The sequence below is a fragment of the Thermoplasmata archaeon genome, from assembly GCA_036395115.1.
Lineage (GTDB): Archaea > Thermoplasmatota > Thermoplasmata > RBG-16-68-12 > RBG-16-68-12 > RBG-16-68-12.
The window spans coordinates 1-14,575 of sequence record DASWDU010000028.1 but is presented as its reverse complement, the minus strand read 5'-3'; the positions used below and the strand labels follow the sequence as shown (position 1 = coordinate 14,575).

Annotated in this window: 15 protein-coding genes and 1 tRNA gene; 11 read left to right on the top strand and 5 right to left on the bottom strand. The window is 65.7% G+C overall.

Going from position 1 to position 14,575, the window contains the following annotated elements; genetic code table 11:
• Positions 1–8: 8 nt before the first annotated feature.
• From VF992_06470 to VF992_06450, 5 genes are all read left to right on the top strand, one after another.
• On the top strand, positions 9–1,259 hold the full coding sequence (locus VF992_06470; protein HEX9340797.1) for a homogentisate 1,2-dioxygenase: 1,251 nt from the start codon (positions 9–11) through the stop codon (positions 1,257–1,259).
• A 13-nt stretch (positions 1,260–1,272) separates the two neighbouring features.
• On the top strand, positions 1,273–1,941 hold the full coding sequence (locus VF992_06465) for a hypothetical protein (protein HEX9340796.1): 669 nt from the start codon (positions 1,273–1,275) through the stop codon (positions 1,939–1,941).
• The gene (locus VF992_06460; GenBank protein ID HEX9340795.1) at positions 1,938–2,951 is read left to right on the top strand and encodes a fumarylacetoacetate hydrolase family protein; all 1,014 of its coding nucleotides are present in this window, start codon (positions 1,938–1,940) and stop codon (positions 2,949–2,951) included. Before VF992_06465 ends, VF992_06460 begins: the two co-directional genes overlap by 4 nt.
• 181 nt (positions 2,952–3,132) lie before the next feature.
• The gene (locus VF992_06455; protein ID HEX9340794.1) at positions 3,133–3,858 is read left to right on the top strand and encodes a hypothetical protein; all 726 of its coding nucleotides are present in this window, start codon (positions 3,133–3,135) and stop codon (positions 3,856–3,858) included.
• A 47-nt stretch (positions 3,859–3,905) separates the two neighbouring features.
• Positions 3,906–4,373 carry a zf-TFIIB domain-containing protein gene (locus VF992_06450; protein HEX9340793.1) on the top strand — a complete coding sequence of 156 codons (468 nt, stop codon included), beginning with the start codon at positions 3,906–3,908 and terminating at the stop codon, positions 4,371–4,373.
• Positions 4,374–4,398: 25 nt separating this feature from the next.
• Here the strand turns inward: VF992_06450 and VF992_06445 are convergent, their stop codons facing one another.
• Positions 4,399–5,004 (bottom strand): molybdenum cofactor guanylyltransferase, encoded by a 606-nt coding sequence (locus tag VF992_06445; GenBank protein ID HEX9340792.1) that lies wholly within the window; start codon positions 5,002–5,004, stop codon positions 4,399–4,401.
• A 122-nt stretch (positions 5,005–5,126) separates the two neighbouring features.
• Here VF992_06445 and VF992_06440 point away from each other — a divergent pair, with 122 nt between their 5' ends.
• The 3 genes from VF992_06440 to VF992_06430 all read left to right on the top strand — a co-directional run bounded on the left by VF992_06440 (position 5,127) and on the right by VF992_06430 (position 8,552).
• The gene (locus VF992_06440; GenBank protein ID HEX9340791.1) at positions 5,127–7,340 is read left to right on the top strand and encodes an FdhF/YdeP family oxidoreductase; all 2,214 of its coding nucleotides are present in this window, start codon (positions 5,127–5,129) and stop codon (positions 7,338–7,340) included.
• Positions 7,337–8,191, top strand: coding sequence for a formate dehydrogenase accessory sulfurtransferase FdhD (gene fdhD, locus VF992_06435; protein ID HEX9340790.1), 855 nt, complete (start codon positions 7,337–7,339; stop codon positions 8,189–8,191). Before VF992_06440 ends, fdhD begins: the two co-directional genes overlap by 4 nt.
• A gap of 286 nt (positions 8,192–8,477) precedes the next feature.
• Positions 8,478–8,552 (top strand) — tRNA-Arg (locus VF992_06430).
• 574 nt (positions 8,553–9,126) lie between these two features.
• Here VF992_06430 and VF992_06425 read toward each other — a convergent pair.
• Positions 9,127–9,750, bottom strand: coding sequence for a DUF835 domain-containing protein (locus tag VF992_06425; GenBank protein ID HEX9340789.1), 624 nt, complete (start codon positions 9,748–9,750; stop codon positions 9,127–9,129).
• Positions 9,751–10,344: 594 nt separating this feature from the next.
• Here VF992_06425 and VF992_06420 point away from each other — a divergent pair.
• Positions 10,345–10,788, top strand: a complete 444-nt coding sequence (locus tag VF992_06420) for a hypothetical protein (protein ID HEX9340788.1) — start codon at positions 10,345–10,347, stop codon at positions 10,786–10,788.
• Positions 10,789–10,987: 199 nt separating this feature from the next.
• Here VF992_06420 and VF992_06415 read toward each other — a convergent pair whose 3' ends face one another.
• Together VF992_06415 and VF992_06410 are read right to left on the bottom strand one after the other, a co-directional pair.
• Positions 10,988–12,103, bottom strand: a complete 1,116-nt coding sequence (locus VF992_06415) for a Gfo/Idh/MocA family oxidoreductase (GenBank protein ID HEX9340787.1) — start codon at positions 12,101–12,103, stop codon at positions 10,988–10,990.
• Between the two features lie 24 nt (positions 12,104–12,127).
• Positions 12,128–12,778 (bottom strand): LUD domain-containing protein, encoded by a 651-nt coding sequence (locus VF992_06410; protein HEX9340786.1) that lies wholly within the window; start codon positions 12,776–12,778, stop codon positions 12,128–12,130.
• 82 nt (positions 12,779–12,860) lie between these two features.
• On the opposite strand from VF992_06410, the gene VF992_06405 reads away from it, so the two are divergent.
• The gene (locus tag VF992_06405) at positions 12,861–13,361 is read left to right on the top strand and encodes a MarR family transcriptional regulator (GenBank protein HEX9340785.1); all 501 of its coding nucleotides are present in this window, start codon (positions 12,861–12,863) and stop codon (positions 13,359–13,361) included.
• A gap of 211 nt (positions 13,362–13,572) precedes the next feature.
• Here the strand turns inward: VF992_06405 and VF992_06400 are convergent, their stop codons facing one another.
• Positions 13,573–13,752 carry a hypothetical protein gene (locus tag VF992_06400; protein HEX9340784.1) on the bottom strand — a complete coding sequence of 60 codons (180 nt, stop codon included), beginning with the start codon at positions 13,750–13,752 and terminating at the stop codon, positions 13,573–13,575.
• A 60-nt stretch (positions 13,753–13,812) separates the two neighbouring features.
• Between VF992_06400 and VF992_06395 the strand changes: the two genes are divergently transcribed.
• Positions 13,813–14,575: hypothetical protein (locus VF992_06395; protein ID HEX9340783.1), on the top strand; the 763-nt coding region annotated here is incomplete at its 3' end.

Below are 14,575 nucleotides of genomic sequence, written 5' to 3'. Positions count from 1 at the left end.
AGGCGGCCATGGTGATGATCGTCAAGAAGGGGACGCTCCCGCCGACACCGCACACGGAATTCTATGCGATCCCCGACGTCCTCGCGAGGGAGGAGATCCATGGCAGCTACGGTTTCAGCGGCGCCTGGTCGCGGAAGGTCCACGTCCGGTTCTATCCGACGGAGCAGGTCCAGCCCCCGCGCAAGGGGGACTTCGATCTCGTCCCAGAGTTCCCTCCCGAGGCCGACGTGCTCCAGCCATACCACATCTACACGGGCCGCATGCCCTTCGAGAGAGACGCGATCCGCTCCCGCAAGCCGGTCGTCCACGGCCCGCGCACGACGCTGTCGATCTCAAAGCCCGCGGAGTCGATGCCGCCGGACACGTTCTTTCGGAACGGCGAGCGGCACGAGGTCTATTTCGTGCAGGAAGGCGAGGGCGTCGTGCGGTCGGAGTACGGCGACCTGACGTTCCGCAAGGACGTCTACGTCGTGATTCCGAAGGGCACGACGTACCGCGTCGAGCTGACGTCGCCGAAGGCATGGTTCCTCCTCGTCGAGTCGATCTATCCGGTCAACTTCGCGCCCCACTATTTCAATAAGGAAGGCCAGGCCACCCTGATGTCGCCCGTCGTGGAGACGGAGATCGAGACGCCGGTCCTACCGCCGTTCCAGGACGAGCGCGGCGAATTCCCAATCGACGTGAGACACACCGGCGGCAAGGTCACGCGGCTCACGCTCGGCCACCATCCGTTCGACCTTGCGGGCTGGGAGGGCGCCCTCTATCCGTACGTCTTCGACATCAAGAGCCACCACGGGATCGCGCGGGAGATCCACACGGCGCCGCCGATGCACCAGACGTTCCAGGCGGGCAACGTGCCGCACAGCGGCTTCTCCCTCTGTTCGTTCGTGCCCGTCATGGCCGGATGGCATCCGCAGGAGGTCCCCGCGCCGTACGCCCACTTCAACGTCGACTCCGACGAGCTCATGTTCTTCTGCAATCCGTTCTACGGAGCGCGGGAGGGCGTCGTCGAGGAAGGCTCGTTCACATTCCATCCGGGCGCGACGCCGCACAGTCCGCAAGGCAACGCGGCGCAGAAGTCCCTCGCCGGCCGCGGAAAATTGCAAGGCCGCCTCGCGGTCATGCTCGATACCTACTTCGAGAGCATGCGCATCACGACCCACGGCTACGCGTTCCGGGACCCGGAGTACGTCCTGAGCTGGGACGAGAGCCGCGTGCACGCGCCGAAAGGCGAAGGCTGGGAATCGCCGTCCGCGTGAGGGGTTGATACCGATGCCGCCGCTCCCGATCCGACTCGTGTCGCCCACGTTCAAGCCGCAATTCCTCGAGGAGATCCTCGACGTCTCCCGACCGTCCACCGCGGAGGGTCACTTCGTGTACCCCGCGGACGAGGATGGCAATCACACGCGGGGCTTCTTCGCAATCGAGCCGGTCACCGCGTACGCGCCGTTCGTCGACGCGATCGCGGACGACATGGCGGCCTGGGCGTTGAGGGAGGGAATCGACGTCGACCTGGTCTTCGCGCCGGCTCAGCCGGCCGTGCGTCCGCTCGCCGAGGCGTTCGCCCAGCGCCTGCGTCGGCCCGTGGCCTACTGGGAATACCGGCCGAGCGGACGCTTTGGCAACGCGCTCGTCGAAGGATGGGTGCCCTCGAACTCGAAGGTCCTCGCCTTCAACGGCGTGAGCCTCCAAGGGCGGTGCGTCGGCCTGCGCCTCCCGCAGTTCGTGACGCGCCTCGGAGCGGAGGTCGTCTCGGCCGCGGTCTTTGTCAAGGGCGCCACCGACCTCGTCCGCCAAACGGAGGAGCGGTTTGGCCCGCGCTTCTACAGCACGCTCCAGGTCGACGTGCCGCTCTATCCGCCCGCCTCGTGTCCGGAGTGCGTCGCGACGAATTCGCCCCCGGTGTCCTGGAGGGAATTCGCGGAAGGCCCGCGCCGATGAAGCTCGTCACCTTCTCCCGCGGCGGCTCCGCTCCCCGACTCGGAGCCGTCGTCGGGCCCTGGGACCGCTGGGAGTGGATCGCAGACCTCTCGGCAGCCGACGCCGCCATCCCGTCGGACACCCTCGGGTTCATCGACGCCTGTCCGGACCTGACCGGGGACATCTGGGACCGCGCCCATCGAATCCTCTCTGAGGCCGAACGGATCGTGTCGGATCCGCCTCCGTGGGCCTTCCGACCCCCCGACGTCCGGATCCATCCGCCGATCCTGCCCCGCCTCCTGCGAGACTTCCTTGCGTTCCGTGCCCATGTGGCCCGCACACGGGCGGCCGCGTGGACGTCGATCCCGCCGGAATGGAACTGGATGCCCGGCTACTACAATGGAAACCACCTGAACATCGTCGGGACGGGGGAAGAGGTCGGGCCGATGCGCTACGAGATGTTCGACGGCAAGACGCCCCGGCTCATCCTCTCGCCGAAGATGGACTACGAGGCAGAAATCGGTTTCGTCCTGGGCAAGGGCGGTCGGGAGATCGATGCGATGAGGGCCCCTGCGCATCTGTTCGGCGTCACGATTTTCAACGACTTCTCGGCGCGTGACATCCAAGTTACGGCCGGGAAGATCGGGATGGGTCCCGCTCCGGGAAAGGACTGGGCGAACGCCCTCGGACCCGCCATCGTGACCCGCGACGAGTTCGGGGAGCTGCGGGACCAAGCCGTTGTGGTCCGCGTGAACAATGAGGAGCGGCTGCGCGACCGCTATCGCAACATGGTCTTCGAGAACCCGTGGGCGAAGGAAGGTCCGCGCGCCTTGTGGTCGTTCCCCGAGATGGTCGAGTTCGCCTCGCGTTTCCAACCGATCCAAGCAGGCGAGGTGTGGGGGAGCGGGACGATTCCAGGCGGCTGCGAGTTTGAGCGAGGCGACCGGGCGAGGTACCTGATGCCCGGAGACCGAGTCGAGATCGAAATCGAGGGAATCGGCGTCTTGGCGAACTCCATCGCGCGGACGTGATCATCGCATTACTTTCGTTCCTCGATGCGCGGACACGCGAGACTCGAGCCCCCCGCGAGGTCGCCTTCAATGCGCATCGGAGGGGGCTAGTTCGGAGCACACTCGACGGCGTCACACTCCGTGCGACCTCGTGCCACGAAAGGGTTATCGCCCCAGTTTCCCCTCCGAGGCCGGTGACGGAATGCCCGCTCCCCCGTTCATGAAACTCAAGGTGGACCACAAGACCGTCCTCTGCCGCGACCTGAACACCTACCGTGCCCTGCGCGACTTCCTCCTGAACAGCGGCTACGTCGGCGTGTACGAGACCGAACGCGTTGGCGAGGAGAAGACCGCCATGGCTACGTTCGCGTGCCGGAGCGGCTTGACGGGTGAATGTCTCGCAGTGGTCATGGGGCTGAGCGCCCCCAACGAGGTCTCCCATGCGCAGGCGCCGTTCGTCTACGGGTTCGCGGGCCAGCCGCAGAAGGATGCGCACACGTACATGCAGCACCTCGCGCTCCGGACGACGGACCTCGCCAAGCTGAAGGCGCATCTCGAGTCGAAGGGGGGCGAGTTCCTCACGCCCATCTACAAGGACAAAGATTCCTTCGGGCCGCTCCTCCAGGCCTTCACGCGCGAATTGTTCGACGACGAGTGGTTCTTCATCGAGTTCGTCCAGCGGGACTATGATCCGGACGCCGTCAGCGCGGGCGGGACGCGATTCGTGCAGAACACGGTCAAGTCCCTGTACGTCTCGAAGCAGGAAGAGTTCCGCGAGTGGGAGAAGACCAGCAAGAAGCGGAAGTTCCTCGATGGGGTGCCGGAGAAGGATCGGGCGAAGCTCCTCCAGGACATCTTCGCCAACACGGAGCCGAAAGGCTACGTGCAGACGGTCGCCCCCGTCGCGCGGAATGTTCGGTTGACCTGACCCACGAGGCGAAAGCCTCTTCCGCCAACGTCTCCGTCATGAGGCCCGTGACCAAGAAGATCCGCGAGGCGCGGGAGTGCCCCAAAGATTGGACTCCCTTACGGAAGGAACCGCGGCAAACGCACCTCCGGACCGTGGAGACGGACGTGTGCCCGACTTGCGGTGGGCTGTTCCTCGACCGAGGGGAAATCCGGACGTTGACAGGCAGCCGGAGTCTGAACAGACTACTCACGAAAAAACTGGGCCTCGATTCCGACAGCCAGCTCGTTTGCCCGAACTGCGGCGGCCTGATGGATGGCGAGGACATCGAGGACATCCGCGTGGACGTGTGCCTCGACTGCAACGGGGTCTGGCTCGACGCCGGCGAGCTGGATCGGCTTGCGGCGATGGATGACGCCACGTTCCGCGAATACACGCCTGAAAAGATCGAGGAACTCCTAAAGGCCAAAGAAATCCGGCGTGGGGAGCACCGCAAGGCCGTCCTGAGTCTGTTCCGAGGGCTCCGACGACCATAGCCTTCGCAGACCTTGCCCCGCTGTGCTAGTCCGCGGGTGTCTTCATCCTCCGGAGGGCTTGGTCCAGGTCCGCGTGCGTGTTCACATCGAGGAACGAGTCGAGTCGCGGATCGACAGACCGCAACCGCTCTTCGCTCACGAAGACCGCGTCGAGTCGATCGACCAGGGCCGACGGGGACGGCACCGGCTCCGTTGCCTTCGCGAGAATCCGCAGGACCGCGGTCTTCCGGTAGACGGCTCGAACCGGATCGAGGACGTCCAACCGGGGCACGGCTACGTCATGGTCTCCGAGGTCCGTGAGCAGCAGTCGATACATTTCGGCGCGCAACAGGGGAGCGTCGCAGGGTGCGACGAGGACCCGATCTCCGAGCGCGACGCTGAAGCCGCGAGCAAGTCCTTCGATCGGGCCCACCCCGCGCCGGCGGTCGACCGCGAATTTCACTAAGGGTACCGTGGGTTTCATCGCGGCCGCCATGCCCGCGTCAGCGACCGCCACGATGACTTCCCCGGCGAGGGGTTGGACGGCGTCGAACACCCGAGACACCATCGGTTTGCCGCCGACGTCCACGAGGGCCTTCGGCCTTCCGAATCGGGCGGATTCCCCGCCCGCGAGGATGAGGGCCGTGTCCATGGGGCACGGGATGGCTTCGGGATTTGAAAAGGGGTCCGTCGTCGGTGTGATTCGCAGGGGGAAGATAAGATAAACCGCATGCGCTTCCCAGGCACGTGGCGTCTCCGGGGCGACGGACGACCATGCGGCGCGTGAGCCCGGTCCCCTTCGGCCTCGGCTTCGTGAAGCCACACAACTACCGCGAAGTCCTGCGATCGGCGTGGGACAACAAACGGCGGCCGCTGCTCGCCACGCGGATCCTTCGAAACGGGGTGTGCGACGGTTGCGCCCTGGGCACGACGGGCCTCCGCGACTTCACGATGGAAGGGATCCACCTCTGCACGGTGCGCCTGGACCTCCTGCCGCTGAACACGATGGGACGCCTGCGGACGCGGGTGCTGAAGGACGTCGAGCCGCTGCGGACGAAGTCCTCGCAGGAGCTGCGGGGGCTCGGCCGACTCGCCTTTCCGATGGTCCGCGACCGGGGCGACCGGGGCTTCCGCCGGATCACGTGGGACGAGGCGCTGCAGACCGCGGCAACGGGCATCCGAGCGACGACTCCGGACCGGATCGCGTTCTTCATCACCTCCCGCGGAATGACCAACGAATCGTACTACGTCGCGAACAAGGTCGCCCGTTTCATCGGGACGAACCACATCGATAACTCGAGCCGGCCGTGCCACTCGCCGAGCACGACCGGGCTCAAGGAGACGCTCGGCGTCGCCGCCTCGACGTGCTCCTACAAGGACTGGATCGGGACCGATCTGATCGTCTTCTTCGGCTCCGACGTCCCGAACAACCAGCCCGTGACGATGAAGTACCTGTACTACGCGAAGGAGCAGGGCACGAAAGTCGCGGTCGTGAATCCGATGCGGGAGCCCGGCCTCGAACGGTACTGGGTGCCGTCGGTCCCGCGAAGCGCCCTGTTCGGCACGCACTTCGCCGACGAATTCTTCACGGTCCACACGGGGGGCGACATCGCCTTCATCACCGGGGTCCTGAAGCACCTCCTCGAGAACGACTGGCTCGATGAGGAATTCGTCGAGAAGCACACGAGCGGCTTCTACGCCTTGCGGGTGCAGCTCGCGGCGCAACCGTGGGAAGAGCTCGAACGGCAGGCGGGGGTCTCTCGGGAGCGGATGCTCGATTTCGCGCGGATGTACCACGAGGCGCGCTCCGCGGTCTTCGTGTGGAGCATGGGGATCACGCACCACCGCTTTGGCGTGGACAACGTCAAGGCGATCGTGAACCTCGCCCTGGCGCGCGGCTTCGTCGGGCGGGAGAAGTGCGGCCTCATGCCGATCCGGGGACACAGCGGCGTCCAGGGCGGCTCGGAGATGGGGGCGCAGCCCGCGGCGTTCGGACTCGGCTTCCCCGTGGACGACGAGAACGCGGACCGGTTCGCGGGGATCTGGGGCTTCCGGCCGCCGACGATCCCCGGCATGACGGCGGTCGGGATGATCGACGCCGCGCACGAGGGCCTCCTCGACATCCTGTACCAGGCGGGAGGCAACTTCCTCGAGACGCTCCCGGAGCCGGAGTACGTCCGCGAGGCGCTCGGGCGCATCCCCCTCCGGATCCACCAAGACCTCGTCGTCACGTCGTCGATGCTCGTCGACCCCGCGGAGAAGGTCCTCCTGTTCCCCGCGCAGACCCGGTACGAGCAGCCCGGCGGAGGCACGGAGACGTCCACGGAGCGCCGCGTGTACTTCTCGCCGCAGATCCCCCGCCGAAGGGTGGGCGAGGCGCGAGCGGAGTGGGAGATCTTCATGGGCCTCGCCGAGCGCGCCATCCCGAACGCCACGCGGCTCATCCATTTCAAGGACGCCGCCGCCATCCGTGCGGAGATCGCCCGGGCGATCCCGACGTACGACGGCATCCAGAACCTCGCGGCCAAGGGAGACGCCTTTCAGTACAGCGGCCCGCGCCTCTGCGAGGGAGGCGTCTTCCCGACGCCGGACGGAAGGGCGCGCTTCACGACGGTCGGCCTGCCGGATGCGGACATCCCGGAGGGGCAGTTCCTGCTGAGCACGCGACGCGGGAAGCAGTTCAACTCGATGATTCACGGCGACGTCGACTTCTTGTTGGGTGCGGCGCGCCGAGACGTCCTCATGTCCGCCGACGACGCGAACGCGCTCGGCATCCATGAAGGCGACGAAGTCCTCGTCTCGAACCCGCTCGGATCGCTGCGGGGCCCCGTCCGGATCGCGCCGATCCGACCGCGGAACGTCCAGATCTACTGGCCCGAGGGCAACGTCCTGATCCGCCGTGGCGTCGTCGATCCCGCGTGCGAGATGCCCGACTACAACGCCCTCGTGCAGATCACCCGGCCCTCGACACCTCCGGAGGGCCCGTGAACCGCCCCGGCCCCACGGCGACCGCGGACGTCTGGAAGCGAAGCCCTGGGAGCCTCGTCGAGGAAGAGGACCGGCTCGCCGCCGAAGAGCCGCTAGAAATCCGCGTGGAGCACGGCGGGAAACGCCGCGCCACGACTTCCCTAGCGGTCACGATGCGGACTCCGGGGAACGACTTCGAGCTCGCGGCCGGATTCCTCCTGACGGAGGGGATCGTCGCCCGGAAACGGGACCTCGTGCGGATCGAGTACTGCACGGACGCCGGCATCGCGCAGGAGTACAACATCGTGAGCGCGGTCCTCCGGCCCGAAATCGAGTTCAACGCGGACCGATTGAGCCGCCATTTCTACATGTCGTCCAGCTGCGGCGTCTGCGGCAAGACGTCCCTGGAAGCGGTCCGCGTCGCCGCCCGCCATCCGATTCCGAAGGACCGGCCTCTCGCCACCGCCGAGACGATCGCGGCGATCCCGGAGCGCCTCCGGACAGGTCAGACGTTGTTCTCGCAGACGGGCGGGATTCACGCCGCTGGGCTGTTCGAAGCCGCCGGCCGCCGCGTGAGCATTCGAGAGGACGTCGGCCGGCACAATGCGGTCGACAAGGTCGTCGGGGAGCAGTTCCTCTCGGACCGCGTCCCGTTGTCGGACCGGATCCTTGCCGTGAGCGGCCGCGCGAGCTTCGAGATCATGCAGAAGGCCGCGGTGGCTGGCGCGCCGTTCGTCATAGCGGTCGGAGCGCCCTCCAGCTTGGCGGTCACCCTGGCGAACGAGTTCGGGATGACGCTCGTCGGATTCGCGCGCGGCGAGCGATTCAACGTGTACGCGGGCCAACACCGCATCGAGGACCTCTCCGCGTAGCCGCACTGCACGGGAAGTGAGACCGCGGTCCCCACCTGGGCTCGGCCGGTAATATACCTCTACTTAGAGGTATAAGCGCGGCACGGAGAGCCCCCGACCCACGCCCCCGATTCGTTCGGGCTCTTCGCGAGGAGTGTGGCGACGACGGAGCAAATCGCGCCGGCTCCGAGGAGGACGACCTTGATGGTGTCAAAACTCCGGATCGGAAGGATGGGCCGGGCTAGATAACGGTTCTCGGAGTGCGGGGTCGATGGGTTATTAAGATTGCCGTTCTGTCCCTGAGACCGGACCCGTCGCCTAGCACGGATAGGGCACCGGATTTCTAATCCGGCTGTCGAGGGTTCGAATCCCTCCGGGTCCGCTGCTCCTCCATGGCGACGTGTCCGAGGGGGTCATGGTTTTCGGTGGGTCCGTGTCTGACGTTTTGCCGACGCCTAGTCGCGACGATCACTGACCTTGACGATCGGCGTCTCCCAAGCGTCTTGCGCCGCCTTCTGACCTCTGCTGGTCCGCAGGTCCGGTAGTGCCGGACCGCCGTCTGCATTGAATGGCGCAACCGCTTCGCAGAAATCTCGATGACGCTGCCTTCCTTGTGGTCACGGGCCTCGAACCGGTCCATCAGGATTTGCTCGTGCGTACGTTGAAGGACACGGTAGTCGCCTCGATGCCCGCGTCCTTGAATCCATAGGACGGAACTGGCCCAAATTGCCTCGTACAGAGCGAATCCGCACGACGGCGCTCTTTCCCATGCGAATCGCGGTCAATCAAGGGCCCCGCGAAGCCGCGTTTGATTCGCGCAAGGGCATCCTTGGGTGAATCCATCACCTGCGGGCGGCGAAGGATGCGTTCCTCGGCGAGGTGGACGGCTGAGGTGGTATCCCTTCACTTCGTCCCGCCACCGGGAGACCGTTCGTTCATGTTTGGGTCCGCGTCAGTCAGCGGATTCCAGTTCGAGGATAGTGTTCCGGGTTGTCCAGGGCTTGACGCAACTGCGGTTCGTCGATGCTTTCGAGGGATCTCTCGAGGCGGGCGAATTCGGATAGCTTGAAACACTCCGGATCCACGGTGAAGAGGACGATCGCTTTCCGCGACATCATGTACTCGTTCAGATGCTCGACGAAGAGCATGTCCTTGTCGAACCCGATGTTGTTCATGATCGATTCAACACCGTCCAGGAGTACAACGCAGCCGGCTGGGTTCTCGTCGACGAAGCCCTCGATCACCTTCGCAAGGACGCCGATCGCGGTTGGGGCGTAGTGTTGATCCCCTGGGACGAAGGAAATCCACCAGACCGGAAAGGAGGCGAGACGGTACCGCAAACGCACTTTCTCCGGGTACCTCGTCGTAATGCAAAGGCCAGGAGTCCCCTGTTCCACAATGGCTTGGAAGAGCAGGTAGCTCGTTTCGGCCTTTTTCCCCCGAACGAGGTAGCATGTCCCCTCTTCCAATCCGAACAAATTGTTGAGCACTGTGCGGTCGTTCTCGGTCTTACCGAGCACTGTGCGGTCGTTCTCGGTCTTACCGAGCACTGGGCGGTCGTTCTCGGTCTCTGCTTTCATGGCGGAGTGCCTTACTGATCCGTTGGGATGCTAGTCGCTCGGTTCAGACTTGCGGCGCCGTTATCAAGTTTGGGAGTCATTGTGGCCTCCACGGGACAACCAAACGGACGTACCGAGGGACGTCGCGCGAGGGGCAAGATTTTCGATTCAGCCAGGAGGTCGAGACAAAGCACTTCGAAGACAGCTACGGACGCTTCTGTTCGGATCATGTCGTTGAAGCCCTCGTTCCCGCCAATGCCTGTGACCTCCCAAGGGAGCATGTTGGGACGGGACGACCTACTGCTCTTCGCGTACCTCGATTGGTCCGCTGTTCTGTCAGACGTTGACATGTCCATATGGAGAACACACGAATCCCTCAGGGTCCGCTATTCTCCTATGACGGCGTGTCCCGCTGCGTATCGCGCCTAGGTCGGGTGGATTGGGCCTTGTGAGACCACGGGGAAGGTGCGCGGAGCAAGTCCATGCAGGGATGATTATAGGTCGTAACTCGATGTCCGAAAGTGGCTTCGACGTGCGAGGAACCGATTCGAGGCGCTCCGCGTCGCCTCGGCGCCGAGGCCTCACGCCGACCTGACGGCCTGGCAATGTGAGACCATGGACGTCCTCGTGATCGTGCGGGGGCTCGCCGCGGGCCTCGCGGCCACGGGAGCGATGACCCTCGTGGAACTCCCTGTGCGGTTTCGTTGGGGGATCGAAGGCCTCCTCGATTGGCAGGTGAATCAGAGGATGGCTTCGAGGATTCTCAGGCGGCCTGCGGACGCCGTTCTGCTCCCAGGGCTCGGGCTCCACTTCCTCCACGGGCTGGTCCTAGGCGTCGTCTTCGTGTTGGTCCTTCCCCTGTTCCCGTCCGGGCTTTTGCCCTGGATCTTGGGACCCGGATATGGCATCGCCCTGTTCGCCATCACGCTCGCTATCCACAGGCGGGCCACGGCTGGCAGCCCCTGGTCGGAAGGGCTCAGATCCGCTGCGGTCACGACAAGCTTCCTGACCCGTTTGGCGTACGGCACGGTTCTGGCGCTGTTCGTTGTGTGGCCCTGACCGTCTGGCGCGCAGGCCCCCCTGCCGATCCGTGCGGTCTCTGAGACACGACGAGCCTGGCGTCGGCTTTCTGTTGACCGGGGAAATGAACGCCTTCGGACCTCGTGTCGTTCGCAGGTCGGCGTAGTGCCTGACCGCCGTCTGCATCGAGCGGCGCAAGCGCCTTCTCGAGGCTCTGCTACTCGGCTCGGCGCACGGGCTACACCTTCAAGCGTTCCCCTGATGCCGCGGACCTCTCGATGGCCGCGATGACCTCGTGGCGCCGGACGGCGTCCGCGAAGTCCGGAACGGTGTGAGTCCCGTTCTCGATGTCTGCCGCGAACGCGGCGTAGGCACGCCCGACGTTGTAGGCGGGCGCTCCTTGCAGGCGGGTGAGCGCGGGCCATTTCTGCGTCAGCGTCGCCGGGACAGCAAGCTCGGCGGGCTCGCTCCGCCCGTGTGCTCCCGCGACGGTCAAGGGATAGATTTCGGGGTATGCTGCGTCAGCGGTTATACGAAGCGTTCCGTCGGTTCCATTGATTTCCCACAGGAACCCGGTACCACCCGCCACGGCCTCACGGACATGCACGCTGGCGATCGCGCCGGACGTCAGGGTGCCGATCACCGCGATTTGGTCGGCCGCCGTTTTCACGATCTGCTCCCCGGTCTCCTCGATGGTGATGAGCGGCCTGCGGAGATTCGAGACGGCCGACAGGTCGGCGAACTCGCCCAGTACGTAGTTGAGTATGTCCAGGCTGTGGCCGACGGCGATCGTCAGCACGTTGGCCCCGTTTGTCTTGTCGAGCATGTACGCGTTGGGCTGGACGATCACGTCGCCCGGGACCGACAGCCCGACCATGGTCGTTGACAGGACCTCACCGACGTATCCGTCGCGGAGCAGCTCTCGAACGAACTCGATCGCCGGGGCCTGGCGGGCCTGCAACCCGACGACCGTGCGCACCCCCTGCTTGGCGGCGAGTGCGGCCATCGCTCGCGCGTCGTCGAGGTCGCGGCCAAGGGGCCACTCGCAGTAGACGGCCTTGCCGGCGGCAAGTGCGGCGGAGACGAGCTCTCGGTGGTGCGGGACCTTGACCGTAACCGCGACCACATCGATGTCGGGTTGGCTCACCAGCTGCTTGGGGTCTGAGAACACCGCGCTGACCCCGAACGCTTCGCCCGCTGCGCGCGCGGATTCCGCGCTGTGCCCGCTGAGTGCCCGAATCTCGTAGTTTGGCAGCGCGTGCAGTGCCGGGATGTGGGCGGTGGCGGCCCAGCCCCGGACGGGGCTAACACCGATGATGCCGACACCCAGCGTCGATTCGATTTGGGTGGCCATGGTGGATTCCTCCGTCGGCTGGCGCTAGAAGCCGAGGACCTCGTCAACGAAGACGACGGTGATGCGGCCGGGCACGATCTCGCGGTTGATGATGAGGACCTTGTTGACGCCGCTGTGCACGCCATACGCCGCCTGGGCGCGGGCATCCTCGAGCGGGAAGACGTACTCGTCGATGCGGCGGAGACCCTCCTCGAGGTCGGACACGATCTTCTGCGTCCCCACGACGAGGATAAGTCGCCCCGCACCGGTGACGTAGGGGCCGAGCTGGCTGCCACTGGCCGAGACCGCGAGCAGCGATCCACTCTCGGTGACCGCATGCACGCTGCCGAGCATGACGTCGGGCGCAGAGGTGAGGCGGCGGATCTCGTCGGCCTGCGTCTTGCGATCCATGCTCCAGATTCTCGGCCGGAGCGGCTCGTAGCGACCGGATTTCTCGATCTCCTCGGCGATGCCCGACAGCTCGAGAGATTGCGAGGCGCCGTGATGCACCTGGGATCCGTCGGGGATGAGACCCAGCACGATCCGTTTGGCTTCTGCGGCGTCCGGCGCCCGGAGAACGGTAATTCCGTTTGCTTCGAGGGCGGCCGCGGTGCGCCTCACGCGGGTGTCGTCCGCCAGAGTCCCGAACCGACGTCTGATGGACCGATCCAGGTCGGCGTAGAGCTCGGTGGTCATTGACACTCCCTTCCGCGTTGTTCCAGTGGAATAACTTGCAAGTGCAAGTACCTTATACCCTGGGTGGTGTATAAGGTTGCGGATGCAAGTAAGATCAAAGCGGGACGTCACTGGGCTCTTCGACCGGCTCGTCGCGAAAGAGCTGCCGAGCCGGCGCGGATTGGAGGCATGGCGCTCCCTGCTGCGAGCACACGCCACGCTCATGCGCCAACTCGATACGGATCTCGAGAAGAAGACCGGCCTGGCCTTGGCCGATTTCGACGTGCTCGCGCAGCTGGCGCTCGCGGGTGGCGAGCTGCGCATGACCGACCTCGCGGCCCGGGCGCTCATCTCGCGGTCGGGCATGACTCGCCGTGTCGCGCGGCTGGTTGACGAAGGCCTCGTTCGTCGAGCCGACACCGATGCAGACGGACGTGGTGTCGTGGTCGTACTGACCGATGCGGGCGTGGCCCGCCTGACCGAGGCGGCGCGAATCCACCTGCGCGGGGTCTCCGATCTCTTTGTCGCGCGACTCGATCAAAAAGAGCTGGCTGCCCTCAAGAGCGTCATGGACAAGGTCACCGTCGATTGCACATTTGGGTGAGAGCCAGGACACGCCCGCGACTGAACGAACCGAAGCTGCTGATCGGCCTCATGCAGTTCTTCTGCAGATAGAGGTCCGTTAGGCCTCGAGCCAGGGTGGCGACTCCCCGCATGATCCGGGGGGGACTTTCACGGCAGCGCCGTATTCCCGTTGACCCTCGCTGACGAAGCCGTGGCTCGCTCGCGACGTACCTGTTCCGAGAGACCTCTCTCTATGCGATCTGCTTCTTGATCGCCGCCCCAATCGCGCCGAATAGGGCGAGGCCCCCCGCGACGGCGACGACCGTCGGATCGGTCGCGGTGCCGGTCATCGCGGCCGTCCCCAGGGCCAAAGCTCCGAGGGCTACGACGGCGGCGAGGATGAGGGGCACGGCGGCGCCGGGTTCAGGCATCTTTTTTTCACCTCCTACGCCTTCGAGGGGTGCGCCGGTACTTGAGGACGAGGGGACGAAATGACCGATTCCGTTCCGAGCCACAGCCGCAGGAGGGGGCGACCGCACCGACACCAATGGACGGTCATGCTGGCCCTGCTCACCCGCCTGGACGACGCGGGCCGGGGCGCCTCCGTGCCCCACGGGAGGCTCGCCAAGGAACTCGACCTACCGCGCATGACCGTGAAGCGGAACCTGGCCCGCTTGGCGCAGGACGGCCTCCCGGTCGAACGGACCCCGGAGGGCTGGAGAGCGACGCTGGACGACCCCGAGAAAGTCGACAAGGCCGTCGCCCTGCTCCTATCGGACCGGTCTCGCTGGGGCGAGCTGATGGCCTCCCGGTTCCCGCGGGTCCTCTCCGACGCGTACCTTCGCTACCGCCTGGAGGGGCTCCTCCAGCGGGTGTTGACGAGCAAGGCAGTGAAAGCGAGGATCACAGCCGACGCGATCCAGGAGTTGGTCGTCGTATCGGACGCGGTCCCCCGCGACAGCCTCCTGCGGGAGGAGCTGCCCAAGGCGGTCCTGGAGGCCGTCCGTTCCGCGGGGGATGCACGGGAGCTCCGCGATCGCCTCCACGCGCTCATCGGGGACAGCGCGGCCGCCCGCCTCCAGCTCCCGCCGGACACGTCCCAGGCGCTCGTGCCGATGCTGCGCGAGAGCCCCGCCCTGCTCCAGGCGTCGCTCGATCCCAGGCCGTTCGGCTTCTCGGCGGCCCCGTTCGACACGCGTCACGCCGACGACCCGTCGGGCCGAGGCCTGGTCCTGGACGTGCTCGCGACGGTGT